Here is a 24,534-nt window from a genome sequence, read left to right on the forward strand (position 1 = left end):
TTATAAAATAAATATCCACCCTTTAATAACATCATGAGTTATTAAAAGAATCAAATAACAAAACAAGAATGCTTGCAGGGTAGACAGGTTTATATAGCCCTGATTAATAGAACCATATTTCGGTAACGAATATAGCTTTTATACATAATCATTGCATATATTAACCTCATAAATTTAATATTTTAGCAAAATTTAACATTTTAATCGTTTATCGTAACACTAAAATTACATATCAAATTATTAAAAATATGGAAGATGCAACTATTTGAGGATAGTTAATGAACCTGAAACTGTCTTACGGCCATTTTTTGGATCTATAATATAATAATATACCCCCGCCGGCAAACTGCTGCCTTTATATTTTCCATCCCACGGGTTAGGATATCCTACAGAATAAAACAACCGTTCACCATATCGGTTAAAAACCTGGACCACACAATTTGGATAACTATCCAGGTGTTGTATCTCCCAATAATCATTTATGCCATCGCCGTTAGGCGTAAAAGCATTCGGTACAACTATGTTTGGTAATACCTGCACAAAAACAGGTGCTATTGCCGAGCAACTATCTGCCCCTGTAACAGTTAAAGAGTATTGCGTATCTGTTGCCGGACTCGCGATAGGGCTTAAAATATCGGGATCACTTAAACCTGTTGAAGGCGACCACTTATAAGTTAAATTGCTTCCCGCTACTTTAGCATCCAATGTAACACTTCCACCTTGTAATATGATATATACAGAGTCAACTTTGATCACAGGTGTTTGCTCTACATTAACCTGTTGCGATGTTGCGTAGGTACAGCCATTAACAGCCGTGAAATTATAATTTATAGTGTAAGTACCAACAGCCAAATTAGCAGGGTTAAAAGCACCTGATGAAGTTATCCCGGGCCCGCTAAATATTCCTTTACCAGCGTAATTCCCGGTGTTATATACCGGAATATTTACCAGGCCCGCCCCCTGGCACACGTTTCCGATCGGTGATACGGTAATCGATGGATTACCGTTAATCGTAATCGTAGAATCTACCAGGCTTTCGCAGGATTGGCTTGAGCCTGAATAAACAACCATGCGCACATCATAATTTTGTGTGCCCGAAGAATTGAAAAGCGGATACTGGTGTTGGTGCTTCCTATTAGCAGGCATGGTACTTTGCGTGTATACTACAGTATCCGATGGGTTATTGTTATAATCAAAATACCATACTATTTTGGTGATCTTACCAAAATTAACGGATGATTTGTCGTCAAACACAACCAAATTACTGCTGCAAAGGTCATTTCCATTTTCAACAGAGAATGCAGCCACCGGATTAGAGCCGTTAACTGTAAATTGTTGGGTTAACGTTGAAGAACAACCATATTTTGAGGTGACAGTTAAGGTAACATTATAATATGCCGCTGCAGAATAAACATGTACAGGATTTTTTTGTGTAGATGTATTAGGATTAGAAGCTGTAGCATTTTGATCGCCAAAATTCCATAAATAGGTAAATGATGAAGCCGTAGTATCGGCTATCGCGCTATTGTCCGTAAACCGGGCCGAACCTTCGGCCAGGCAAACATCGGGCATTGTAAAATTAACCACAGGCAAAGGGTGTATTGTAATTGGTTGTGCATAAGTTAAACTAACGCAACCATCACTGTTTATTACTCTTAACTTAACAGTGTCGGTACCGGTATTAGCATAACTATGTGTAACTGCCGCACCTTTAGTGGTAACCGTATCTTTAATCCCATCACCAAAATCCCATAGCCATTGCTTAATAGCACCGTCAGCTGTTGTAGATTGATCAGTAAACGAAATAATTTCATTAATACAATCAGGAGTTGACGCTGTAAAATTGGCCACAGGTTTAGCATCAATATGAAGATTAGGAATATTATAGATGGAAGTGCAACTATCAACATCTGTAACGGTAAGGCTTACATTGTAATTGCCGGGATTTAGATACTTATGTATCGGGTTTTGAAGTCGTGATGTTTGGTTGTCACCAAAATTCCATAACCAGCTTTTCAACGCGCTAACACCAGTGGTTTCATCTGTAAATTGAGTAGAATCGCCCAGGCAGGTTTTGCCGACGGCGAATTTCGCTACCGGGGGATCGGTTATTATAAAATCCAGCTCAATATTTTCTGTCGATCCGCATATATCGGCATTAGGGTTAAAAACTGTGGCAACGGCAGAGTAAGTCCCGCTGGTGTAAACTACAGGATCTTTTGGATAGGTATACACATACAATGTTTGTATTCCTTTCACAACAGAATCTTTAACAATAGGGTTATTTTCAATATAAGGCGCTGTACCGTTTTCAAAATTCCATTGTATACTATTTGTTTTATAGGGTAAGGTTAGCTGTAGGTTATAATTAACGCCACTACAGCCGTTACTTTGCGTACTATCAGTTTGAGGATTTTCCAAAGCGATAAACTCATTGAGATTTTGCAAATTAGCCCCGGCCGCATACCCGTAGGATTCATGTTGGCCAAAACCATACGCTATCGCATTAAATCCTGTATTAGCGGCTATAGTATGCGGCCCGTTGACAACCGGGATTTGCGCATATGAATACAAACTATTAGTAGGTACACCTGTAAATGAAGTGTAAGGCTGCCCATCCAATACAAACGACGATACAGCGTTTGACGGAATCAGCACATTGATGTAACTGTTAAGTATCTTATAATTACTGGTAGAATATAATGTTACATGGCTCAAGGTTTGTTCGAGTGGAGTAAGAAAAATCATTTCTGGGTCACCTACATCATTTGTAATATTGCCACAGGTAGGTGTGTTGCCTTGTGATACCGCATATTGCGCTACTTGTATCGGTTGATCTGCAGTAATAATATTAGGAACAGATGAGTTGAACGTATAATAAAACCCATTGGTAAACTGATTTTGGCTTAATACCTGGCCATTTAAAGTAACATTGGTGTTGGGGTTACTTAAAATGATCCTGAAAATATCAAAATCGCGGTTTGAAAGCGGGACTGTGATATAGTTCTTTCCCCATGATGCCGTTGGATATACCTGTTGAAAAAGATTATCGGATGAATTATCTTTATAGTTACATCCGATCGCAATGCGTGTACTGCCGGAAAAAACCGCTATTTTTTTACATGTATTTGTACCCGAACTCACTGATTGTATAATTGTCCCGGTAAGATCATTACTGGCAAGGCCCTGGTAAACATCGCCGGTGTTTAGCGTAACTGAGAATGATTTATTAGCAGCAGTTCCATCAATTAATTGTGCTGTTGGTGTTATTTCAATAGTTGTGCTATCCTCGGTGGCAATAACCATAAATGTTGAGTAAGCTGTTTCGTTTGCAGTTTGTATATAGTTAATGGAATAATAATCTTTACCCAGTGTAGTTACAGGAAGCAACAAAGTGGCACCCGATGATTCATCGGCGAAAATATGCGCGTATATGGCAACTGGTTTTAAGGACGTTATATGGATCCCGTAATGGTATGTACCCAAGCCGGCCATATAATTAGATGTGGGCATCGTTAAAATAGTTACCTCGTTAGCTGTAACTGTATAGGGCATGGATGCTGCGCCATTCTCAAACGTTACTGTACCCGATGTGTTAACATCTGATGTTATGTACAGGTCCATCTGGCTTGGCGATTGAGAACTTGTTGGCGGGTTAGTATTAGCCATGTAAGCCGTCCAAAACTCGGTGCCTTTACTCGTACTACCCTGCGAATAAACATGCAGGGAGATACTCAAAAAAATCACAGCAATAGCTATTGAACGTAAAAATTTCACTTATATTAATTCGGGTTTATAACTGTTAAAGTTAATGAATACCAATAGTTTAAAAGCATGTAAAGCTATTAAAGAAAGCTTTACAACGCAATTATTTATATTGATTTACCATTAACAGTATATTACTTTAATTAGAAAAACTTATCCGGATTTGGTACCAGGTTCAGGAATGATTCAAAATTTTCCTGATAGTGTGATTGATCGAGCTTATAGTAAAACGCGCCTTTTTTTGATGATTGCTTATCCTTTTCGGGTTGTTTTAATAATAAACCTGTCGATAATAATTTACGACTGAAATTCCGGTCGTCAAATTTAGTTTGATATACACCTTCATACAGTGCCTGCAATTGCGGTATGGTAAACCGCTCAGGCAATAGCTGAAATAAAATTGGGTGAAGCGCCGCTTTATACATCAGCTGCCTTTTTGCCAGTTTAACCATTTCGTTATGGTCAAATATTAAATCAGGCATTTCGCTTAGTAAAAACCACTCAGCATGGTATTCGTCATTTAATTGCTGCTCATATTGATGAATATCTATCAGTGCAAAATAAGCTATGGATAAAACCCGCTCTACAGGATCCCTGTCAGGGCTACCAAAAATGTGAAATTGCTCCAGGTAAACATTGTTTAAACCTGTCCTTTGTTCCAAAACACGGTTGGCAGCATCGTCAGGGCTTTCCGAGGGCTTAACAAATCCACCCATCAGGCTCCAGCTTCCTTTTTCAGGATCAATACTACGCTGTACAAGTAATAATTTTAGGTTAAAACCATCAAAACCAAACACAATACAATCTGTGGCAACTAAAATTCCTTTTTCACCGGAATACTTTAACATAATGAGCTTTAAGTTTTATACAAGTGTAAATATAATTCAGGACAATTAAGCTGCAAAGCGCCGTATGTAATCTTTTTATTTATTGCTGGCTATTAACTGGTCCGTTTACCTTTTAAAAGCATTTTCATAGCATCATCTAATGATCCTGCACGTGTCACTTCACCGGAGTTAACAAAAAAGATCTCATCGGCATTGCGGATAGTATTTAACCGGTGCGCAATGATCACCCGCGTTGTGGTTTCGGGTAATTTATTCAAAATATCCTCTAACAATTTCTCTGTTATAGTATCAATATTGGCGGTCGCCTCATCCAATATCAGCAATGCCGGGTTGCGTAATACCGCACGCATAAAGGCAATTAATTGCTTTTGGCCTAAGCTTACGCTATCCCCGCCTGATACCACTTTGGTATCCAGTCCCTGCTCAAACAGTACAAGCAATGTTTCCAGGTTGGCATCAGTTATTACCTTTTCTAATTGCTCATTAGTATAATCTTTATATAAATCATTACCATACAAAATATTTTCTCTTACAGTACCTGTAAACAAGAATGGTTCCTGCAATATAAAACCTATCCTTTTTGTTTTTTCTGTTGGATCATACGAACGCAAATCCCTGCCATCTAACAAAACCATGCCGGCTGTAGGGTCATATAAACGGGCAATTAATGATGCCGTAGTAGTTTTACCACCTCCAGTTGGCCCAACCAATGCATAAGTTTTGCCCTGCTCAAGCTTAAAGCTAATGTTATGTAATATCTCCTGACCTTCTGCATAACCAAAATGCACATTCCTAAATTCCAACAATGGTGCCGCTGGCTCGGCAACTATACTTTCAACTTTAACCAGGTTGGTTTCTAATGATAATATTTGCGAAATCCTGTCCCATCCTGCCATTGCTAATTGAAAGTTGGCCCATAAAGCCGCCAGCTGCCTCAACGGATTATAAAATAAAGTAGCGTAAGAAAGGTAAGAGATCAATCGCCCGATACCAATATTGCCTATACTTACCAGGTAAATACCATATGCCAGCACCATTAATTGCGCTATACTGGAGAAGAAGCTATAAACCGGCAATAGCACGTTATTTGCCAGGCCCGCACCTATCGCAGTTCGGTAATTTTCGCGATTGGCCTCATCAAAGCGTTTACGGAAATAATCGCGGCGATTAAAGGCAATGATCACCCGGAAATTATTAAGGCTTTCCTGGATCTCGGCACTCATACCGCCCACGCTTTTAAGGTTAACCGCATTTTTACGCTTGACCCAGGCAGATGTGGCAAAGGTAAATATCAATATAAATATGCCCGGCGATAATGCCGCCGCGCCCAGGTTGGTATTTATCACCAGTAAAAACACACCCGCGCCAATCATGGTAGCAATATTGCCGATAAACTGCATAAGTGATTGCGAAAAGAATTGGTTGAGCTTATCAGTATCATTATTTACGCGTGATATTAAGTCACCTGCTTTATTTTGATTGAAGAAATCAACAGGCAACTGTTGCAGTTTATTAAATATGGCATTACGCAAGGTAAACAACATGCGCTGTCCAACACTGCCCATTAATTTAGTTTGAAAATAACTGGTTACCAATGCACCCAAATACATACAAAGCAAAACGCCTGAATAAAAAAGCACACCGTTATAATCCTTATGCGATACATATTTATCAATGGTATAACCAATTATAAATGGCCCCAATAAGTTTAATGTAGAGTTGGTAAGGATAGCACCTAAAGCAATAAATAAATTCTTTCGTTCGTGCTCAATCAATTGCAATAACTTCTTTAAACCTGTTAAGGTTGATGTTTTTTGCTGTTTGCCCGAAAGACTGTTAAGATTGTAGTTCATAGTATACTTCTTTCGGGTTATTTAGTGCTGGTTTCGTAAGTATTGGTACTTTGCTGCGAATTGAAGATTTGTACATATTCGGGGCTGTTGCGCATCAGTTCTTCGTGTGTGCCCGACGCTACAATTTCGCCCTGTGTTAAAACGATGATCTTATCATAATGCTCAACCGCGCCAATTTTTTGTGTAACCGATATTAGTGTTAAGCCGGGATAATTCTTTTGCACGTTTGCCAATATTTTCTTTTCGGTATTGTTATCAACCCGGGCAGTAAAATCATCCAGCAATAAAACTTTGGGATTGACCGCCAGCGCCCTTGCCAGCATAATACGTTGTTTTTGTCCGCCTGATAAGCTTGAGCCCCGTTCTGAAACTACTGTGCTTAATCCTTCAGGCAAACCGTCAATAAAACCACGCAGCTCCGCGGTATCAATCGCTTTTTCTAATGATTCATCGGTAACCGTATCGCTGAAAGCGATATTTTCCCTAATGCTCATATTAAAAATAATACTATCCTGGAAAACAAACCCCACCTGGCTATGGAACGATTCATTATCGTATTGATCTATCGTTCTGCTATCATATTCAACCTCGCCGCTGGTCGCATTTATCAGCCCGGTAAGTAAATAAAGCAATTGGGTTTTACCCGCAGCCGTCGGTCCAATTATTGCGATCTTTGCCCCTCCTTTAACCGAAAAAGAGATATTTTTCAACGCCGGCTTTTGTCCGTACAGAACAGATACATCCTTTAGCTCAACATCACCTTTTAAAGTTTCTTTAAGCGTACCTTTTCGTTGGGTATCCACGCTTTCCAAAACCACGGTTATGCGATCAAATGATGCGGTAGCCTGCGCTATGATGTTACTCATAAAGCCAATAACCAATATCGGGAAGATCAATAAAGAAAGGTAACTGTTAAAAGCCGCGAAGTTACCCAGGCTCATGCTGCCTGCTATTACATAATGGCCTCCAAGCACTAGTATAGTTAATGCGGCTATGTTAGCTGTAAAGGTGATCACCGGCACCAAACTGGCAAACAATCTCAAAATGCTTAAACCATAATCCTTTGCCTTAGTGTTTGCCTGCAGAAACTTATCATACTCCAATTGCTGCGAGTTGATAACCCTGATAAGCGCGGAACCCATTATACTTTCGTTAATGATCTTGTTCAACCAGTCAATAACCGCGCGGCTTTCTTTAAACAAAGCCCTCACTTTTTTAAGCACATAATAAAACGTACCGCCAATAATGGGAATAATAGCGATAACACACAATGCCAATTTCCAGTTGATGGTGAGCAATAAAATACTGGCGCCTATAATGGTGAATATCGATGATACGATAGAGACAATAGCCTGAGACACAAACATTTTGATCGAATCTACATCGGCAGTTAAATTGGTAAGCAGTTTGGATGGATTTACTGCCTCTACAAAGGCATAACTTTGCTGTGAGATCTTTTCGGATAGGCGGCTGCGCAAATCGCGGGCTACCTTTTCTGATGCATAGGTTTGTATTATACTTTGAAGGTATGTGAATACAAACACGCCGATAACAGCAAGTGTAAACTCAATAATTATAGGTCGGTAAGCAAAATGCTTATGTGTAAAAGCATCAATACCCGAAGCAATAATTTTAGGCAGTAACAGTGTTATCCCATTACTAAAAAGTGCAAACATCACCAGGAAAATAATTAATCCACGATACGGTTTAAGCAAACTGAAAATGCCCGGTTTTTTTGGGGTTAACTTTTTAGACTGATCGGTTTGTTTATCCATTCTTGTTTATATAAGTGCCAGGCACATGTTCATAATTTGAGGTAAAAATAGCAAAGCTTTATTACCGCTGCGATAAATATTATGTTTTATGATTGAAAGCATTAGCCTAAAGTGTTATTTATATGCGCTTAGCAGTAAAGACGATTTGGGAATGAAAATATTTTAAAATACTTTTACAAAAATCATAAAGCAAACATCTACCTAAATGGCTACCACCTTTGATCCGCATGAACAGTATGTATTAGAGGATGAACGTGTACTTTTACGCCCGCTAAATATTACTGATGATGAACATTTGCTTTATTATGCTTTAAATGAACACAGTACCTGGCGATACTCGAGCCTTGGAGCGTATGGTAGCGAAGGCTTGAGTGAATACATAACCAATGCCTTAAATGCAAGAGCAGCAGGCAAGGAATATCCATTTATTGTATTTGATAAACAAGCCGGCAAATATGCGGGCAGCACGCGGTTTTATGATATTCAGCCGCAAAATCAAAGCCTGCAATTAGGTTACACCTGGTATGGCGAACAATACCGGGGGACAGGATTAAATAAGCATTGCAAATTTTTACTGCTACAATTTGCCTTTGAAGAATTGTGCATGGAACGCGTAGAGTTTAGGGCAGACGCCCGCAACGAACGCAGCATAGCCGCCATGAAAAGTATTGGCTGTACCATAGAGGGTATTTTACGAAGTAATGTACCATTACGCGAAGGAGGTCGTCGTGACTCAATAGTGTTGAGCATTTTAAAAAACGATTGGGAGAACGGAATTAAACAAAGCCTAAAAAAACGTTTATAAACCAAATTTTCGAAGCGCTCAAAAAACTTATTAATAAGTTTTAGAGGTATATATTATTTTACCGCTGCTAACTTCTTAGCTTTCACTTGCGAAGACCCCCTAACAATAAGCTCAGTTTGTAATGTTATTTTTTTGATCTCGATATCCTCATTTTGGGAATTCATTTTACTCAATAACAGGTTGATCGTTTTTTCTGCTATTTCTTCAATAGGTTGCGCAATGGCTGTAATTGAAGGTGAATACAATTCAAATACATCATGATCATCAAATGAAATTACAGCCAGATCATCAGGTATTTTTATGCCCAGGTTGTTTATAACCTTTAAGCCACCGGTACCAATACGGTTATTACCAAAAAGTATAGCATCCAGATCGCTGTTACTTTTAATAAATTCAGTTAGTGGCGCTGTGAATGATTTAATATCCTGGCTAAATACAAACTCCTTTACCCGCGGTTCAAGGTCATTTTCCGCCAGCGCTTTTTTATATCCATTAAGGCGGGCCTCCATCTGCTCCTGGTCTGATTTAAAAGTGATGAAAGCGATATTTTTATATCCCTGCTCAATTAAATATTCGGTAGCCTCGTATGTGCCTTTTAAATTATCGACCATCACATAGCTCGAATCTACATTGGCCAGATGCCTGTCGAACAATACGACCGGGATGCCGTCTTTTATCAATTCAGCCACGTCTTCTTCAATACCAACAGGGGGAGCAATAATATACCCGTCAACATGCCTGTCGCGAAACATTGTGATCAGTTCGCTTGTCTTCTCAGCATCGTTATCGGTACTGCAATAAATTATACGGTAACCGCTTTTGTAAGCACTATCTTCAATATAGCGGGCAATGTTCGCAAAAAACGGATCCGCGATATTCTCAACCATTAAACCAATAATATGCGATTTACCCGTGCGTAAACTTTTAGCAAGTGAATTAGGTTTATAGCCAACTTCCTTAACAAACTTCAGCACGCGCTCCACCAGTTCCTCGCTTATTCTTTTTTCACGCGCACGTCCGTTTAAAATAAACGAAACAGTTGTTTTTGATATATTAAGCTCATTGGCAATATCAACTATCGACAGCTTCTTTTTGATCATCAGGAATGGTTATACAGGTTTTCTTAAAACAATAATAAGCTAATATAATATCAATTTATCGATTTACCAATAAAACAGGCAATAACATAAGCCATGTATATAAATTGTATAATAAAAAGTTAAGATACTATCAGTACTTTATTTTTTATCAGCAAAATCAACCTGTAAAAGTTTCATAAAATAACCACCAACCACGCTCCTTGCCTGGAAACCTACCTGCTTACCATCGGTGGTTTCGTGCCAGTCGCTAAGCGGTACATGGGTTGGCGATTCCGTGGCATATTTATAAATCGGCGCTACCAGCGCTTTAAAATCTGATTTATCTTTTGCCAATGTTGCTGTCCACATAATCCAGTCTGATTTGGTGTAGGTTTTGCGGCTATCCAAAGGCAAACCGAAAGCATTTTGTTTAGTCAGGTAATATTTAATTTCTTTATCATAAACCGCTTGCGGGAATAAATTCAGGCCTAAAACCTTATCCCAAACCATATTATATTTTTGGCTCCAAGTATCTGGTTTTTCAAATGCTAAAGAATAATGGTCGCCGGCATCGGCCAGTTTCATCCATCTTGGCACCATATCTTCAGCAATTTTCCTGTATTTTTTTTGGATATCAGTATACCCTAATTGCCCGGCCAAATTCGCATAACAAGCAATGCCGACTATTGCTTTTATTGATAAGTTTGCGTTACGTGCCAGGTGGCCTGCAAAATCATCGGTACACAATTGATTAGTCGGATCAAAGCCCTCGTTCACCAAAAAGTTAACCCAGCGACTTAAAGTTTTCCAGTGTTTGCGGGCAAAATTGGCATTGCCTTCAGCTTTGGTGATGGCCGTGGTAAGGATGATCATATTACCTGACTCTTCAACCGGCATACCTTCGCCATAAGTTTGGCCGTTTGCATGCGGGTAACTGCCTAAATCATGCGCGGCAAAATCTTTATTAAATTTCCCGCTTTCGCTAAAATAGAATATACCGTTAAGCATCCCCTCCAATAATTTCGGATTATAAATTAAGTATAAAGGAGCCGATGGATAAGTTACATCCACCGTATTGATGAATCCGCCGCTATAGTTTTCTTTTGATAAGAAAAGTATCTCGCCCTGCGGACTTTTAGTAATAGAATGCGCGGCTATACTTTGGCGATAGGCCAACACACATAATTTAGCGTAATCTTTACCACCGGCTTTTTTAGCAGAATTATAAAGGCTTGCATTAAAAGCCGCGCATTTTTGCATCAGGTTAACGTATTGTACGCATGCGGTATTCAATTCTCTTTCTATTGTTTGTTTTGGATAATCCTTCCACCATGGTTTAAGGTTTTGATGGAAGTATTGCACAGCGTACAAATCATCATAACCCAACTCAACAAACTTTTCAACCGGGATCTTTTGTACCCAACCAAACGGGATAACCGTGTTCAGCATTAACTTGGTGCCTGATGTTTCGGTTGATTTGGTACTATCGCTAATGAACGACTTAATGGCATCGTTACCCGCGGTAATGTATTGCTGAGAATGCTCAGCCTTAGGCAGCGCAACGTAGAAATAACCCCAGTCTATCCGCAAATCATCACCTGTTTTTTGTAATACCGGCTGCTCAATACTTCCTGTTTTTAAAATATCAAGATTGGTAGTTTGGTACTTTTTAGAATTTACAGCTTGCGACGGCTTGTTAACCGCGATATTGGTTGAAGCACCGAAATAAAGTTTTACCCTATGCGGATGGCGGTCGTTAGGAAATACTTTGTAAGATATATAGGATACAGGCCTCGAAAGTGTAACCATATCATTCAGCAGCAGCGGCGAGGTAAAAGTAACCTGCAGATCAACCTTGCCGCATTTGAATTTATATATAGTTTGCGTAGCGGTTACTTCAACGCTTTTTTGCTCTGCAACCAAAATATTCATAGAGGTACTGTCGTTTCCTAAAAAACGATAAACACTGTCATCAACTTTAATTAAACCTAAAAGTGATTGATCCCTGCCTGTCCAGTGTTTGGTGGGTTGGGCGGTCAGTGTATCGCTAAACGACCAGATACTGAAATAGGTGCTGTGTGTGATTAAGGGATATGCCGGGGCTTTGGTAATTTGTGCACGGGCACTAAAAAAGCTCAATGCAAAAAATATTGCCGGTATTAACTTCTTCATAAGTAGGATTTAAAGAAGCAATTTATAATTTATTTTAATAGATGTGTAAATAACATCAAAAAAGCATTTTAGCGCATTTAGAATTAATCCTGATTGCATTTTAATATTTGAGTGTGTTGCAAGTTGATTATCTTCGGCAAAAAAGAAAAAACTAACACATGGCAACAACAAAACTTACCATAAACAACAACGGATCGGTTAAAATAGACGGCGATTTTGAGATAGTAGATATGCAAGGCAACAATTACGGCTTACAAGGCAGAACCGTGGTAAGCATTTGCCGCTGCGGCCTGTCAGCCAACAAACCTTTTTGCGATGGCGCGCACAAAGGGCATTTTGAGCACAACGCTATCGCGTTTGATCTTCCTCCAAAGAAAGTTTAATTCTTAAATGAGTTGAGGTACTTTTTTCATATTGGTTACCACGGCACAAATTACTGCGGCTGGCAAAAACACCCGGACTCCATTAGCGTGCAGCAGGTTTTAGAAACCAGTTTAACCAAGTTGTTAAAAGTACCTGTTTTTATTTCCGGGTGCGGGCGCACTGACGCCCAGGTGCATGCCAGTCAGTTCTTTTTTCATGCTGATATAATTGAATGGGATTTCGACCTTTTCTTCAGACTGAATAAACTATTACCTGATGATATTGCCATTTTTGATATCATCCCGATGGAAGGACTCCCCCACGCCCGTTTCGATACCATCCAGCGCAGTTATGATTATTATATCCACACTTATAAAGACCCTTTTTTAAGTGGTTTCAGTTCATTTTATGCCGAGAGGAATCTCGACTTCAATAACATGAAGTCAGCCGTAGCGATATTGCCAAAGTACAGCGACTATCGCGCTTTCTGCAAAATGCCCGACCGCATTGACCATACCATTTGCCACGTAAACTCAGCCCGTTTGTTTATCGACAAAAATGGTGACAGGATTCGTTTCAATATTTCCGCTAATAGATTTTTAAGCAAGATGATCCGCATTATTGTGGGAAGATTATTAGAGATTGGCAAAGGTGACATGACTGTTGATGGATTTGAACATTACCTGGCCGATAAGGTCACACCGGCAATAATTATTCCTGCTTATCCGCAGGGATTGTATCTTTCAAAAGTTACTTATCCTTATTTAGATATGCCGGTGCGGAGTACGTTTTCGGGAATGATGAATGGCGGGACGGATTGGGTTGAATTATAGAAAATACATTTTCAAACCCTCTTTCTTCCGCAGGCGAAGAGAGGATTAACAAGCGAAGCAAAGTTGGGTTGAGTCCACTCTTCGATTGCTGCCAATAGCCTATAACCGCAAAACTATACTTATCTTCGCGGCTTAATATTTTTTTGATGGTGTGGTTAGATAAATTTAAACTAAACAAGGGCTTAACGCGTACAATAACAGAAGCTGGATATTTAAATCCGAAAGAAATTCAGCAAAAAACACTTACCCGTATTATTGGCGGGCAGGATGTTATTGCCATTGCCCCTGAAGGTGCAGGTAAAACCAGCACTTATGTTATTGCCGTTTTAAACCGCATCCGCCAGGGATTTGACGACGCACCGAGAGTATTGATCTTAGTGCCTGATAAAGAAAAAGTATTCAGTGTTATTGAGCAGTTTGAATCGCTTAACAAAAACTCATCTGTAAAAATTGTTGGCTTATACGTTGCACCGGGTATCGAAGCGCAAATGGATGCCTTGGCTGATGGCGCCGATATTGTTATCGCTACACCTGACCGTGCCCGTGCCATCTACCTGAAATTAGGACTCAACCTGAATAAAATAGACTTGCTTATTGTAGACGATGCTGAATTGATTGTAAAGCAAGGCCTGCAATTACCTGTAACTGAATTAGCCAATAGCATTACCAAATGCCAGCATTTGGTATTTACCGAGGTGCTGCACGAGAAGCTTCATAAAATGATCAACCCGTTTATGAAACTGCCTGCCATTGTGGAGGTTGAGGAGCTGAACGAAACGCCTTTAGATACTTACCAGCAAGTATTATATAACCTGCCTAACTTCCGCACTAAGTTAAACCTGCTAAACTTGTTTATACTGGATGCAGAATTGTTTAATAAGGTGGTGGTTTTTGTAAATACCCGCCTTACTGCTGATACCGTTTATAAAAATCTGAAACCGCATTTAAGGGAATCAGTAGTGATCTTAAACCCGATGTTTAGCGAGGATAAAGGCATATCTGATATTAACATTTTCAAAAGCGACGACAAGCTGCGGGTATTAGTGGTAGCCAATGAAATTATCGGAGAGGTTGACCTGAGCGGCATCCCATTCTTTATCCATTTAGATCTGCCTGAAGAAAAAGAGTTGTATATAAACCGCGTGCTTAAAAAAGGCGATGAAGATTCTTTGGCAATAACTTTCGCTACCGATATTGAGTTAGTTCAGGTTAAAAAGATAGAGCAGGTTTTGGGTCAAAAAATGCCATTATCTGATCTTCCTGATGATCTGGTTATCGATAAGGAACGAAAGGAAAAAGAATCACCAGCCGAAAAGAAACCGACCAAAGCCGATAAGGATGCTCCGGTAAAAGGTGAAGCATTCCACGAGAAAAAAGCAGCTAATGCTAAGACCTATAATTTCAGTTCAGGTACCAAAGCTAAGATGAACAATAAGCGTAAACATTCATAATTATTTATCTTTTCCGGCGAAAGTCTCAATATAAAGATCTTCAACCTTTTTACGGGCCCATGGCGTTTTGCGCAAAAATTTGAGGCTTGATTTAATGCTTGGATCATCCAAAAAACAATTGATGCGGATGCGATAGCCTAACTCGGGCCAGCCGTGCTTTGCAACTAATTCATTCAGCACCATCTCTAATGTTTTGCCATGTAAAATGTTATTAGGTTGTTCCATCAGTTCCAGTTATGAAATGGCTGGGTGAAAAACTCATCCACCTTTTTGTTAAATTCATCGGCATGAGCCTGCAAAGTCCCGTGTGGTGAGTTAGGGACTATCCACAAATAAGCATGCGGAATATGCTGATAAATAAGCACCGTATGTTGTATAACGATCAGGTCATGGTCGCCGCCAATGATCAACGACGGGCATTTGATCCGCTTAAGTGCCGAAAGAGGCACATTAGGCTGTAGCCAATCCAGCATGAATATTTTCCAGTCGTTTTTTTCTTTAGCTGTCGCGAATTCTTTATCCTTATTGGCATTATAATAATCGCGTTCGTCTTTCCATTCCGATGGGATCAGCGCTGTTGAATCAGGCCAAAGGTTTGCACCTGTTGATGCCAGTTTGATCACTTTATCAGGGTGGCGCATTGCCAGCAATAAGGCATTTATCCCGCCATCGCTCCAACCTATCACATAGCTTGAGTCAATATGCATGGCATCCAGCAAACCCGCAAAATCATCCGCCATCATTTCAAAACTCAACGAATCCCTGCTATCGGTTGATTTACCTTGCGCGCGGCTATCCGGCACGATAACCATATATCTTTTTGAGAAATAAGGTATATTTTTGGTGAATGCCGAAATATCTCCGCCATTACCGTGGATCATTAATAATGGCTTGCCTTTACCATAAACTTCGCAGTACATTTTTAAGCCGCGAATATTGTAGTACCTGCTGGCGGCCGGGTTATTTCCATATGGTATCGCTTTTCCCTGGCTAAGTGCGCAGCAAGTAATCAATAACAAAAGGCAAAAGGTAAGTATATATTTTTTCAATGCTTTTATAAAAAAACTAAATTAAGGTTTATCAATTAAGTATATAGAATAATCCTTTATTTTTACATATCCAATTAAGCTAACATACACCTATGTTCAAACTAAAACTGATCACGGCACTGCTATTAGCCTGTATATTTGCCGTGGATACTTATGCTCAACAAGACCCGTTTGCTGCCTCAGTAAATGTAATTCTGCAAAATATTCATTCGCCGCAATTTAAAAACGCGGTTTTTAATATTACCAGTTATGGTGCCATCGCGGATGGTAAAACAGATAGTAAAACAGCATTCGACAAGGCAATAGACCTGTGCAGCGTTAGCGGTGGCGGCGAAGTTTTAGTACCCAAAGGAATATTTTATATAGCTGGCCCGGTTGTGCTTAAAAGCCATGTTAACCTGCATTTTGAGGATGGCGCTGAACTTATTTTCTCAGGCAATCCGAAAGAGTATCTGCCACCTGTACTTAGCCTTTGGGAAGGAACCGAAGTTTTTAATTATTGCCCGTTGTTGTATGCTTACCAATGTTCGGATATCGCTATAACCGGTCATGGTATTATCAATGGTTCAGCCGGCAAGGCATTTGCAACCTGGCGCCCGCAACGTTCTACGGAACAATTGAAACTTAGGCAAATGGGCGGGCATAATGTACCGGTTTACCAGCGTGTATTTGGCGACGGGTATCATTTACCGCCGGATATGATCCAGTTTTTTGGGTGTAAAAACATATTGATAGATAGCATTATTATCCAGGATTCGCCTTACTGGGTAATACACCCGGTTTTATGTAATAATGTAACCGTACAAAATGTAACCATAAATAGCCACAATTTAAATAATGATGGCTGCGACCCTGAGTCTACAACCAATGTATTAGTGCAAAATTGCAAGTTTGATACTGGCGACGACGGCATTGCCATTAAAGCAGGCCGCGACCAGGATGCCTGGCGCATTGGCCAGCCGACAGAAAACGTGATTGTTAGGAACTCCGTTTTTACCTCAAAAGCAAACGGACTTTGTATCGGCAGCGAAATGTCGGCCGGGGTGAGGAATGTATATATGTATAATGTTTACATACATCATTGTTTAAGCGCCATCTACTTTAAATCAAACCTTGATCGTGGCGGCTTTATAGAAAATATACATGTGGCTAATGTACAATGCGATACCGCTTTTTCCGCATTTATCCGTTTTGAAAACAATTATTCCGGCGCGCGTGGCGGTCACTATCCTACCACTTTTAATAATTTCGAAATAGAAAAGGTTAATTGTAATTATGCAGGTGAAACGGGCATTTACGCTGTGGGCGTAGATGGTCAACCGCTTAAAAATATTACTTTAAGCAAAGTAAATATCATTAAAACACCTAGAGACGAGGTGATCACCAATACCGAAAACTTAATTTATAATGGGGTTACGGTTAATGGCCGTGTTTTGGCAAAACCTACGGATAGCCCGGTAATTCAATTACACACTGATTAGTATCTAATTGAATTGGGATAGTTTTTTAGCGCTGCTCATCATAAACGCCAAATTCCGCTATGGACACCTGGTGATCCGCTTTGGAAATTGAGATGCGTACCTTATTTCCCCATACCCTGTTGAAACGGTGGAGCTTTACTTTTTTGCCATTTTCGCCATCGAAGATGGTTTTCCAAACGCCGTTCTCACAATATTCAAGCTTGTAATTGGTGATGTTTGGTTTTTCTTCAGCTATCGCGATGGCATTAAATTCCTTTACTCGGTCAAAGTCGATCTCATACCAGGGATTTTTTACCGTTGGGTTCGAGATCCACGAAGTGGTAAAATCATCATCGTTAGCAAAATCCATAATATTCATGTCATCGCTCCAGCTTGAATTTGCCGGCTGATTTTTGGCAATGTTAGAGGAAATAATGGGTGCATCAATCGGTGCCAGCTCAGGTGCGGGGCCATCGTTTTTCCATTGTTGGCCGATGCTTTTTAAAGCTACAAGCGTATTGTCATCAATTAAGCCATCGCGATTTGGCGATACATTCAGAATAAAATTACAGTCGACTTTATTAAACGGAATGATATAATCATTCACCAGTTTCGCAGGATCTTTTACCGGAGTGGTCGGAAAATCGGTCTTCCAAAACCATGCACTGTTAATAGGCAGGCAAGCTAAAGAAGGCAAAGTGTTATTATCCTTCGAAATTCGTTGCCCTGCGCCCATTTCATAGGTTTTAATATCGGTGTAATACATGCCCTGGGCCGGGTATTTCGCGCCATTCAGGTCCATCATCACACAATTGGGCTGCAATGTTTTTACCAAATGATAGATCTCTTCAAAAGGCACATCATCATACCCAATTCGTGACCATGGTGCATCCCAGCCGTCTATTATTAGTGCAGAGATCTGCCCATAATTGGTGAGCAGCTCGGTTATTTGCGCCTTAATCATTTCGATATCCTTTTGCGTAATTTCATGCGGGCGTATCTTGTGGTGTGTATCCAAAATAGAATAATACAACATCACTTTTAGGCCATTGGCACGGAATGCATTGGTAAACTCCTTAACCACATCGCGCTTTAACGGGCTGTTCATCACGTCATAATCAGTGGTTTTAGTATTCCAGATGCAGAAACCGCTATGGTGTTTGGTGGTAAGGCATCCGTAACTCATATTTGCAGACTTCGCAGCCCTGGCCCACTGGTCGCAGTTTAATTTTGTTGGATTGAATATAGCTGGCGAAGCTTCAGGATCAGGCCAATCCTGGTTCATGTATGTTGGAATATTGAAGTGAATGAACATGCCAAACTTTAGGTCAACAAATTGCTGTTGCAGTTGCTGAAGAGTTTGCTTTTGTTGCGCTGATACGCTACCTGATAAAAATAGTATGCAAAAAGAGATACGGATTAACTTTTTCATGAATAATGAGGCAATGAAAGGCTAAGATATAAAATGTATTGATAAGATGCTCAACAGATTTAGCCATAATACACAAAGGCCTTTTGCAATGCAAAAGGCCTTTGTTATTGTTTTGAGTATTTAATTCTTACATATAACCGCGTTGGTTCTTGCCTTCCATCCAATTGGCAAAGGCTCTGTTAACTACCTTGTTACCACCCGGCGTTGGGAAATCACCACTAAAATACCAGTCCCCAGTATGATCCGGGCAGGCTATATGCAGATTATCCAATGTTTGGTAGATCACTTTTACTTCTGCCTTTATTTCTTTAGGGGTGATGATCTTAGCAATCCGGTCGGATATTTCCTGATCGCTAAAAGGCGCGTAAATCGCTTTTACATGGTTTACTGCTTGTTCTTTAGGCAGCGTTGCGCTATCCTTACATTGCTGGTAAACTTTTAGGATCACATCATCCATTCCCGCATCTTTTAACAGGCTGATCGCTGCTTCAAAAGCAACAAACTCGCCCATACGCGACATATCGATACCATAACAATCAGGATACCTGATCTGCGGGGCAGATGAAACCACCACGATCTTTTTAGGGCCCAATCGATCAAGAATCTTCAGGATACTTTGTTTAAGCGTAGTACCACGAACAATAGAATCGTCCAACACAACCAAAGTATCGGTGCCATTTTTAATCAAACCGTAAGTGGTATCATAAACGTGGGCAACCATTTCGCTGCGGTCAGCATCCTGCGTAATGAATGTACGAAGCTTAACGTCCTTTATAGCGATCTTCTCTACACGTGGTGCCATTGCCAAAACTTCCGTTAATTCCTCATCGGTAATTTTCTCAGCACGGTTAAGTAAAGTATCGCGCTGGTATTTTTTGATGTATTTGTGCACACCCTCAACCATACCGTAAAATGCTACCTCGGCAGTATTTGGTATATACGAGAATACGGTATTTTTTACATCGTGATTGATCTCTTCTAATATCTGCGGACAAAGCAGTCGACCTAATTGTTTACGTTCACGGTAAATTGAGGCATCACTACCGCGTGAAAAATAGATCCGTTCAAAAGAACAGGCTTTTTTCTCGCGTGGTTCGCTGATCATATCTTCGGTTATCTTACCGTTCTTTTTAACAATAAGCGCATGGCCGGGTTGTATTTCCTTAACATCTTCAATCGGAATATTAAAAGCAGTTTGCAAGGCCGGGCGTTCAGAAGCAGCTACCACGATCTCATCATTAGCATAGTAATAAGCCGGGCGGATACCAGCCGGGTCGCGCATCACAAATGCATCGCCGTGGCCCAATATACCCGCAATGGTATAACCACCATCCCAGTTTTTGGCTGATTTACGTAGGATTTTGGCAACATCCATATCATTGGCTATCAGCTTGCTGATCTCCATGTTATCGTCATGCCCCTCTCGTTTGTACTGGTCAAATAAGCCCTGGTTTTCGGTATCCAGAAAGTGCCCTATCTTTTCCAAAACAGTTACTGTATCGGCTTTTTCCTTTGGATGCTGGCCCAGGTCATACAATTGTTGCAGCAATTCATCAACATTCGTCATGTTGAAGTTTCCTGCAATAACCAGGTTACGGGTCATCCAGTTGTTTTGACGCAGAAAGGGGTGACAGTTTTCTATACTATTTTTGCCATGTGTACCATAACGCAAATGGCCCAATAACACTTCGCCGGTAAAGCTTACGTGTTCCTTGAGCCATTCAGCATCCTGCATCCGTTCAGGTGTCTCCTTTTGGATGTCGGCGAACTTCTTCTGAATATACTCGAAGATATCAGCGACAGCATTAGAGGCCATTGAACGATGCCGGCTGATATAACGTTTACCAGGCTCAATATCCAGTTTAATGGTTGCAACGCCTGCGCCATCCTGGCCACGGTTATGTTGTTTTTCCATTAAAAGATAAAGCTTGTTAAGGCCGTACAGCGCGGTGCCGTACTTTTTTTGATAGAAAGAAAGTGGCTTTAAGAGGCGGATAAATGCCACACCGCATTCATGTTTAATCTGATCGCTCATGATTGGGAATGAGGTGGCAAAGGTAGCAGTTTAAGTCAAAAAACTGCTATACCATTTGTCATTAATTCGTACTAATATAAAGTAATTATGAACAATTTGTTAACTAGTTGGAGCGGGTGTTTTGGAGCTAAGAGCGAGGACCTAATATAGGGTGAAAGAATATTTATAAATACTGGTAAATAAAATTCGGAAAAATGCCTAACAGCAATACAACCGCGCAAATCGTGATTGCCAGCCACAGCAGGTTATAGGAACTTTTAACCGGGTCGGATTTAATGTCGGTATGCCTGATGAACAGGTTAAGCGGGATCCTGATGTAATAAAACAGCGATACTACGGTAGTTAACGCGCCCGTGATCATCAATGCCAATAACCATATATCATGATTTTGCTGGTAGATGCTGTATACAGCCGAAAACATGAACACCTTGCCTGTAAAACCGGCAGTTACCGGCAAGCCTGTTAGCGATATGAGGATAATAACAAAACAGATGGATGCTGTTGGATATTTAACACCCAAGCCTTTGTAGCCTTTCATATCTTCGGCGCCGCTCAGATTGGCGAAATAGCTGGCTAATATCATCGCGCCGATATTGGCAATACCGTAAACCAGCAGGTAATATGTTAAGGCGGTAATACCTTGTTGATTAAAAGTAACTATGCCCATCAGCACAAAACCTGTGTGGCCAATACTTGAATAGGCCAGCATCCTTTTTACATTGGTTTGCAGGATGGCTGCAAAGTTCCCGGCTATCATGGTGGCGATACCTACTATTGAAATGAACAGTTTAAAATCAAAGGCCGTCCATTTAGCGAAGAAAATAAACGGCGTAAGGAAATTAATAAGTAAGGCAAAACCCGCGATCTTGGGTAAGGTCGACAGGTAGGCAGTAACCGGCGTTGACGCACCTTCATAAACATCGGGCACCCAAAAATGCATCGGGATAAAGGATAATTTAAAGCCTATGCCCAAAAGTACTAACACCAACGCAAAGGAAACCGCCATACCATTTGCATGCGACAGGCCCTGTATGAAACTGTTATCCAATAAAGAAAGTGAACCGGTAAAACCGTAAAGTAAAGAGATACCATAAAGCATTATTGCAGATGCTGCCGCGCCAAACAACACATATTTTAACCCGGCTTCGGTACTTACCGCGTTTTCGGAGCGATAGGCTACTAACAGGTACGATGCCAGTGAAACCATTTCGATAGACAAATAAATGGATAGCAGGTTAAAAGCCATCGTCATTAAATGCAAACCGAATACGGATGCAATGATGATGGAATACATATCTGACAAGCCTTTTTTATGGGCACGCAGCTTATGATCCCAATCGGTATACAGCAGCAACACAAAAGCCAGTAAATCTATAATAAATTTAAAGTTTACGGCTGTACGGGTAAGCACACACATTTCATTAAAAATGAAATGTGTGGTTGCTTCGCCGTTTATAATTACAAAAGAGAGCTGCTCCAAATCCTTTACAACAACTACCAGCATGCCAATACATGCCACTGCTTTACATAACCCCTGCGAGTTTTTACCGGTAATAAGATCGGTTAAAAACACTATGATAAACAATGCGCTGAGGTAGACCTCGGGCATAAAATAGTATAAGCTATTAAAAATGCCTGACAGGTAATTAGGGATATATGGAAGCAGTTCGTGCATTAATTATTCAACTGTTATAGATTGATCTTTAGGATATTTAACCTGGTATTTTAATTCTAACTTTTTATCATTTTGGGCGCTAAGCTTCAGCTTCCAGGTAACCTTGCCTGTACCTGTATCCAAATTACCGCCGGACAGCTGCTGATTTTCAACTTCGATGGCCGTGTTTTGCGATACCGGAACCTGGTCCTCAACCAGCAAATTTACGGGTTGTTTCTTTCGGTTTCTTATTTCTAACAACCAGTCACGCGTATCTTTTTTATTTGAGCCGATAGATTGCCGTTGTGTTAATTCTTTTTGTAAGGTACGGGTTACCTGTATATTTTTATCGGTACCTAAAGAAATGTTTAAAGTATCCGCGGTTGAGTTGGCATCAAGCGTGGTTTTTCCAACATAAGTTCCTTCAAAAAATATGTTTGCCTCGCCGGATAGTAAATTGTATTTATTCCAGTCTGATAAGTTGGCAGTTAAAAACACATTCGTACTTAATTTGGGTGCAACTGTATATTGATAATCGGCTTTTAGTTCCAACTGATTTATTTCAACTGCATATTGTTTGCCATCACTCGGGATCGAATAAGGATTATCAATGTTAAACTCAACATTGGTTTGATTTTCAACAGTGTTTACGGCTACAGGATCAGATTCGGTAACCTTTGCATCGCTATTACCTAACGCCCTGGTTACTACAACTTCAGCTAATTCGTTAGATGATGCACTCATATTTACATTTAACACCCTTCCCCGTGCCCTTAACTGTTTTTGTTGATATCCTATATAGCTAAATACCAAAGTTTGATTGCTGCCGGGTACGCTTATTGAATAATGACCGTTGTTATTTGTTTGTGTACCGATAGAAGTACCCCGTACCATTACAGTTACACCTGGAATTGGCAGCCCGTCATCACTCGCAGTTACAACACCCGATACTATATTTCCATTTTCTGTTTCACTATCATTTCCATCAAGGTTTAAGTAATATGGCGAAAGTTCGGGCTTGTTGCCGCTAACTATTGGGTTTCCTGTAGAAAGTGTCAGTTTAATATTTTTCCAATCTTCACCGGTACGTTGACTTACATTTGCCTTGTAGGCTATATTTATCGGGCTGTTTACATTTTTAGCCCTGATATCATAACTCGGGTACCAGTTGGCGTTATGTACTACATAATTTAATGTAAATTCAGTTTGTGTAGCGGCTTTGGCTGATACAGTTACCAAAATATTCCGGGTTACCTGTCCTGCAGGCCTTCGCAGTTCATAAATCTGGCTATCGTATTTCTGCAGTTCAATATTGATCGAATTGATGGTGTTATTGATATCCAACTCTTTCTTTTTTATCCCGGTTAATCTTTCAGTTTGAAAATCAAGCGCCTGCTTTAACTTTACAGCGTCGAATGTACTGTTTTGCCCGATTACCATCTGGTTTTTAAATAGCATTTGCTCTTCCTGCTGATTGATGGTGAGCAGGTTTTCTTGAAGCTGCAATTTATCCCTTAATATTTTTTGCTGAGCTTTCAAATCGTCAATGTCCTTCTGTTTGCTTTCCCCGTTTAAAAAGTTCAGTTCATTTTTTACTGAAAGGATAGTAAAATCGCCGCCTGCATGCACCTGGATGCTTTGTTCATCAATCCCGGATGAGATCCCGCCGAATACCAGGGTTGATTCACCTGCAGCAATATCCACATTGGCAGTGCGTGTAACCTGAGCACCATTAAGAAATACGATAACTTTTTGAACTTTTGATGTTACCTTTTGTACACCATCAGCTCTCGAGTTAATGGTGACGAAAATAAGGCCGATGGTTAATAATTTTTTAAACATGATTTTTTTGAATTAAGTAAACGCCTGCTGTTATGTTGACCCTGAACCTTTTTAGGAGCTTGATCATAAACAGGATGCTACCGTTTACACTTTTCCATAAATCATTATTTAAAAAAAT

The 24,534-nt window shown here is 40.2% G+C and carries 17 protein-coding genes; 5 read left to right on the forward strand and 12 right to left on the reverse strand.

Translation table 11 applies throughout. From position 1 onward, the window contains the following. Nucleotides 1-261 precede the first annotated feature (261 nt). From ACYZ0U_RS14225 to ACYZ0U_RS14240, 4 genes are all read right to left on the reverse strand, one after another. Nucleotides 262-3,777 (reverse strand): PKD domain-containing protein, encoded by a 3,516-nt coding sequence (locus tag ACYZ0U_RS14225; protein WP_461453201.1) that lies wholly within the window; start codon nucleotides 3,775-3,777, stop codon nucleotides 262-264. Between the two features lie 131 nt (nucleotides 3,778-3,908). Beyond that, a complete protein-coding gene (locus tag ACYZ0U_RS14230) occupies nucleotides 3,909-4,613 on the reverse strand; it encodes an NUDIX hydrolase (protein ID WP_461453202.1) in 705 nt (234 codons plus the stop codon). Nucleotides 4,614-4,705: 92 nt separating this feature from the next. Beyond that, nucleotides 4,706-6,466, reverse strand: coding sequence for an ABC transporter ATP-binding protein (locus ACYZ0U_RS14235; RefSeq protein WP_461453203.1), 1,761 nt, complete (start codon nucleotides 6,464-6,466; stop codon nucleotides 4,706-4,708). Between the two features lie 17 nt (nucleotides 6,467-6,483). Then, nucleotides 6,484-8,241, reverse strand: a complete 1,758-nt coding sequence (locus tag ACYZ0U_RS14240; protein ID WP_461453204.1) for an ABC transporter ATP-binding protein — start codon at nucleotides 8,239-8,241, stop codon at nucleotides 6,484-6,486. A 205-nt stretch (nucleotides 8,242-8,446) separates the two neighbouring features. Between ACYZ0U_RS14240 and ACYZ0U_RS14245 the strand changes: the two genes are divergently transcribed. Next, on the forward strand, nucleotides 8,447-9,046 hold the full coding sequence (locus tag ACYZ0U_RS14245; RefSeq protein WP_461453205.1) for a GNAT family N-acetyltransferase: 600 nt from the start codon (nucleotides 8,447-8,449) through the stop codon (nucleotides 9,044-9,046). Nucleotides 9,047-9,099: 53 nt separating this feature from the next. On the opposite strand, the gene ACYZ0U_RS14250 is transcribed toward ACYZ0U_RS14245, so the two are convergent. Together ACYZ0U_RS14250 and ACYZ0U_RS14255 are read right to left on the reverse strand one after the other, a co-directional pair. Further along, nucleotides 9,100-10,146 carry a LacI family DNA-binding transcriptional regulator gene (locus tag ACYZ0U_RS14250; protein ID WP_461453206.1) on the reverse strand — a complete coding sequence of 349 codons (1,047 nt, stop codon included), beginning with the start codon at nucleotides 10,144-10,146 and terminating at the stop codon, nucleotides 9,100-9,102. A 138-nt stretch (nucleotides 10,147-10,284) separates the two neighbouring features. After that, on the reverse strand, nucleotides 10,285-12,297 hold the full coding sequence (locus tag ACYZ0U_RS14255; protein WP_461453207.1) for a glutaminase family protein: 2,013 nt from the start codon (nucleotides 12,295-12,297) through the stop codon (nucleotides 10,285-10,287). 158 nt (nucleotides 12,298-12,455) lie between these two features. On the opposite strand from ACYZ0U_RS14255, the gene ACYZ0U_RS14260 reads away from it, so the two are divergent. The 3 genes from ACYZ0U_RS14260 (at nucleotide 12,456) to ACYZ0U_RS14270 (ending at nucleotide 14,944) form a co-directional block, all read left to right on the forward strand. Continuing rightward, nucleotides 12,456-12,680 (forward strand): CDGSH iron-sulfur domain-containing protein, encoded by a 225-nt coding sequence (locus ACYZ0U_RS14260; protein ID WP_461453208.1) that lies wholly within the window; start codon nucleotides 12,456-12,458, stop codon nucleotides 12,678-12,680. Between the two features lie 12 nt (nucleotides 12,681-12,692). Further along, complete coding sequence (locus tag ACYZ0U_RS14265; protein ID WP_461453209.1) at nucleotides 12,693-13,493, forward strand: tRNA pseudouridine synthase A; 801 nt, start codon at nucleotides 12,693-12,695, stop codon at nucleotides 13,491-13,493. A 146-nt stretch (nucleotides 13,494-13,639) separates the two neighbouring features. Beyond that, nucleotides 13,640-14,944, forward strand: coding sequence for a DEAD/DEAH box helicase (locus tag ACYZ0U_RS14270; RefSeq protein ID WP_461453210.1), 1,305 nt, complete (start codon nucleotides 13,640-13,642; stop codon nucleotides 14,942-14,944). Here the strand turns inward: ACYZ0U_RS14270 and ACYZ0U_RS14275 are convergent, their stop codons facing one another. Together ACYZ0U_RS14275 and ACYZ0U_RS14280 are read right to left on the reverse strand one after the other, a co-directional pair. Next, nucleotides 14,945-15,169: a VF530 family protein gene (locus ACYZ0U_RS14275; RefSeq protein ID WP_461453211.1), complete on the reverse strand. Its 225-nt coding sequence runs from the start codon at nucleotides 15,167-15,169 to the stop codon at nucleotides 14,945-14,947. Next, nucleotides 15,169-15,993, reverse strand: a complete 825-nt coding sequence (locus ACYZ0U_RS14280; RefSeq protein WP_461453212.1) for an alpha/beta fold hydrolase — start codon at nucleotides 15,991-15,993, stop codon at nucleotides 15,169-15,171. Before ACYZ0U_RS14280 ends, ACYZ0U_RS14275 begins: the two co-directional genes overlap by 1 nt. Before the next feature lie 92 nt (nucleotides 15,994-16,085). Here ACYZ0U_RS14280 and ACYZ0U_RS14285 point away from each other — a divergent pair, with 92 nt between their 5' ends. Then, nucleotides 16,086-17,474 carry a glycoside hydrolase family 28 protein gene (locus ACYZ0U_RS14285; RefSeq protein ID WP_461453213.1) on the forward strand — a complete coding sequence of 463 codons (1,389 nt, stop codon included), beginning with the start codon at nucleotides 16,086-16,088 and terminating at the stop codon, nucleotides 17,472-17,474. Between the two features lie 25 nt (nucleotides 17,475-17,499). Here ACYZ0U_RS14285 and ACYZ0U_RS14290 read toward each other — a convergent pair whose 3' ends face one another. The 4 genes from ACYZ0U_RS14290 to ACYZ0U_RS14305 all read right to left on the reverse strand — a co-directional run bounded on the left by ACYZ0U_RS14290 (nucleotide 17,500) and on the right by ACYZ0U_RS14305 (nucleotide 24,416). After that, entirely contained in the window at nucleotides 17,500-18,885 is a 1,386-nt protein-coding gene (locus tag ACYZ0U_RS14290) for an alpha-L-fucosidase (RefSeq protein ID WP_461453214.1), read from the reverse strand. Nucleotides 18,886-19,012: 127 nt separating this feature from the next. Further along, entirely contained in the window at nucleotides 19,013-20,920 is a 1,908-nt protein-coding gene (locus tag ACYZ0U_RS14295; protein ID WP_461453215.1) for a class II glutamine amidotransferase, read from the reverse strand. Between the two features lie 163 nt (nucleotides 20,921-21,083). Continuing rightward, the gene (locus tag ACYZ0U_RS14300) at nucleotides 21,084-22,595 is read right to left on the reverse strand and encodes an NADH-quinone oxidoreductase subunit N (protein WP_461453216.1); all 1,512 of its coding nucleotides are present in this window, start codon (nucleotides 22,593-22,595) and stop codon (nucleotides 21,084-21,086) included. 3 nt (nucleotides 22,596-22,598) lie between these two features. Beyond that, nucleotides 22,599-24,416: a DUF4139 domain-containing protein gene (locus ACYZ0U_RS14305; protein WP_461453217.1), complete on the reverse strand. Its 1,818-nt coding sequence runs from the start codon at nucleotides 24,414-24,416 to the stop codon at nucleotides 22,599-22,601. Nucleotides 24,417-24,534: the final 118 nt, after the last annotated feature.

This window comes from Mucilaginibacter sp. (assembly GCF_965225845.1).
In the GTDB taxonomy this organism is placed as follows: Bacteria; Bacteroidota; Bacteroidia; order Sphingobacteriales; family Sphingobacteriaceae; genus Mucilaginibacter.

Coding starts and splice junctions, on each gene's coding strand:
- ACYZ0U_RS14275 (WP_461453211.1), bottom strand. CDS start 15,169: ATGGAACAACCTAATAACATTTTACATGGCAAAACATTAGAGATGGTG.
- ACYZ0U_RS14235 (WP_461453203.1), bottom strand. CDS start 6,466: ATGAACTACAATCTTAACAGTCTTTCGGGCAAACAGCAAAAAACATCA.
- ACYZ0U_RS14250 (WP_461453206.1), bottom strand. CDS start 10,146: ATGATCAAAAAGAAGCTGTCGATAGTTGATATTGCCAATGAGCTTAAT.
- ACYZ0U_RS14295 (WP_461453215.1), bottom strand. CDS start 20,920: ATGAGCGATCAGATTAAACATGAATGCGGTGTGGCATTTATCCGCCTC.
- ACYZ0U_RS14255 (WP_461453207.1), bottom strand. CDS start 12,297: ATGAAGAAGTTAATACCGGCAATATTTTTTGCATTGAGCTTTTTTAGT.
- ACYZ0U_RS14285 (WP_461453213.1), top strand. CDS start 16,086: ATGTTCAAACTAAAACTGATCACGGCACTGCTATTAGCCTGTATATTT.
- ACYZ0U_RS14245 (WP_461453205.1), top strand. CDS start 8,447: ATGGCTACCACCTTTGATCCGCATGAACAGTATGTATTAGAGGATGAA.
- ACYZ0U_RS14300 (WP_461453216.1), bottom strand. CDS start 22,595: ATGCACGAACTGCTTCCATATATCCCTAATTACCTGTCAGGCATTTTT.
- ACYZ0U_RS14240 (WP_461453204.1), bottom strand. CDS start 8,241: ATGGATAAACAAACCGATCAGTCTAAAAAGTTAACCCCAAAAAAACCG.
- ACYZ0U_RS14290 (WP_461453214.1), bottom strand. CDS start 18,885: ATGAAAAAGTTAATCCGTATCTCTTTTTGCATACTATTTTTATCAGGT.
- ACYZ0U_RS14230 (WP_461453202.1), bottom strand. CDS start 4,613: ATGTTAAAGTATTCCGGTGAAAAAGGAATTTTAGTTGCCACAGATTGT.
- ACYZ0U_RS14305 (WP_461453217.1), bottom strand. CDS start 24,416: ATGTTTAAAAAATTATTAACCATCGGCCTTATTTTCGTCACCATTAAC.
- ACYZ0U_RS14270 (WP_461453210.1), top strand. CDS start 13,640: ATGGTGTGGTTAGATAAATTTAAACTAAACAAGGGCTTAACGCGTACA.
- ACYZ0U_RS14260 (WP_461453208.1), top strand. CDS start 12,456: ATGGCAACAACAAAACTTACCATAAACAACAACGGATCGGTTAAAATA.